Source organism: Ruegeria sp. L12, from assembly GCF_056531745.1.
On the sequence record NZ_JBQFMH010000043.1, the window covers coordinates 1 to 1,676 of the forward strand.

A 1,676-nucleotide genomic window follows, 5' to 3' on the forward strand; every position below is an offset into this window, starting at 1 on the left:
CGCCAAGGCGGTGGAGATCGTGAAGGGCTATAAGCTGGGCAATCCGCTGGACACTGAGACGACGCTGGGTCCGATGGCCAATGTGCGCTTTGCCAATGAGGTGCGGGCGCAGATTGCCGAGGCCGTGGCGGCGGGCGCGGTGGCGCATATCGACACCTTCGCCGAAGACGATGGCGGCGCATACCTGACGCCGCAGATCCTGACCAATGTCACCCACGACATGCGGGTGATGCGGGATGAAAGCTTTGGGCCGGTTGTGGGCATCATGAAAGTGTCGTCCGACGACGAGGCCATCGCGTTGATGAATGACAGCGAATTTGGCCTGACCGCCAGCCTCTGGACCCGTGACGTGGACCGCGCGGCGCGGGTTGGCGACCGGATCGAAACCGGCACCGTGTTCCTGAACCGGGCCGATTATCTGGACCCGGGCCTGTGCTGGACCGGCTGCAAGAATACCGGGCGGGGCGGGGGATTGTCCGTCATCGGCTATCACAACCTGACCCGTCCCAAATCCTACCATCTGAAGAAGGTGACCTCATGAGCCTTGTTGGAAACTGGTCTTATCCGACCGCAATCAAGTTCGGCGCTGGCCGGATCAAAGAACTGCCCGAGGCCTGTGCCGCCGCTGGGATGAAGCGCCCTCTGCTGGTCACCGACAAGGGGCTGGCGGATCTGCCGATCACCACGGCGACGCTGGATATCATGGAGGCCGCCGGTCTGGGCCGGGGTCTGTTCAGCGATGTTGATCCGAACCCGAATGAGAAGAACCTCGACGCCGGGGTCGCGGCCTATAACGCAGGTGGCCATGACGGGGTGATTGCCTTCGGTGGCGGCTCGGGGCTGGATCTGGGCAAGATGGTGGCCTTCATGGCCGGTCAGACGCGCCCGGTCTGGGATTTTGAGGATATCGGCGATTGGTGGACCCGTGCCGATGCCGATGTGATCGCGCCAATCATCGCGGTGCCAACCACTGCCGGGACCGGATCGGAAGTGGGCCGCGCCAGCGTCATCACCAATTCGGAAACCCACGCCAAGAAGATCATCTTCCACCCTAAGGTGCTGCCGACCGTGGTGATCTGCGACCCGGAACTGACCGTTGGGATGCCCAGGTTCATCACCGCAGGTACCGGACTGGATGCGTTTGCGCATTGTGTCGAGGCGTTCTCCAGCCCGCATTACCACCCGATGTCTCAGGGCATCGCGCTGGAGGGGATGCGGCTGGTCAAGGAGTATCTGCCGCGCGCCTATGCCGACGGCACCGATATCGAGGCCCGCGCCCAGATGATGAGCGCGGCGGCGATGGGCGCCACCGCCTTCCAGAAGGGCCTGGGTGCGATCCACGCCATGAGCCATCCGATCGGTGCGGTGTTCAACACCCATCACGGCACCACCAACGCGGTCTGCATGCCCGCGGTGCTGGAGTTCAACGCCCCCGCCATCGCGGACCGGTTCCAGCAGGCGGCGGCCTATCTGGGTATCGAAGGCGGCTTTGACGGCTTCCGCGCCTTTGTGCAGAACCTCAACGACAGCCTGGGCATTCCGCGCAAACTCTCCGAGCTGGGCGTCACCGAAGCACGGGTCCCCGAACTGGTCAAAGGCGCAATCATCGACCCCTCATGCGGCGGTAACCCGATCACGCTGACCGAAGACAACCTCACCGCGCTGTTCAAAGCGGC

The 1,676-nt window shown here is 63.7% G+C and carries 2 protein-coding genes; both read left to right on the forward strand.

Going from position 1 to position 1,676, the window contains the following annotated elements; translation table 11 throughout:
- Positions 1-541, forward strand: a 541-nt coding sequence (locus tag ACR0K9_RS21450) for an aldehyde dehydrogenase family protein (protein WP_480826104.1), incomplete at its 5' end; no start/stop codon positions are given.
- The coding region (locus ACR0K9_RS21455) for an iron-containing alcohol dehydrogenase (protein ID WP_480826105.1) at positions 538-1,676 on the forward strand (1,139 nt) is incomplete at its 3' end. The genes ACR0K9_RS21450 and ACR0K9_RS21455, both read left to right, overlap by 4 nt.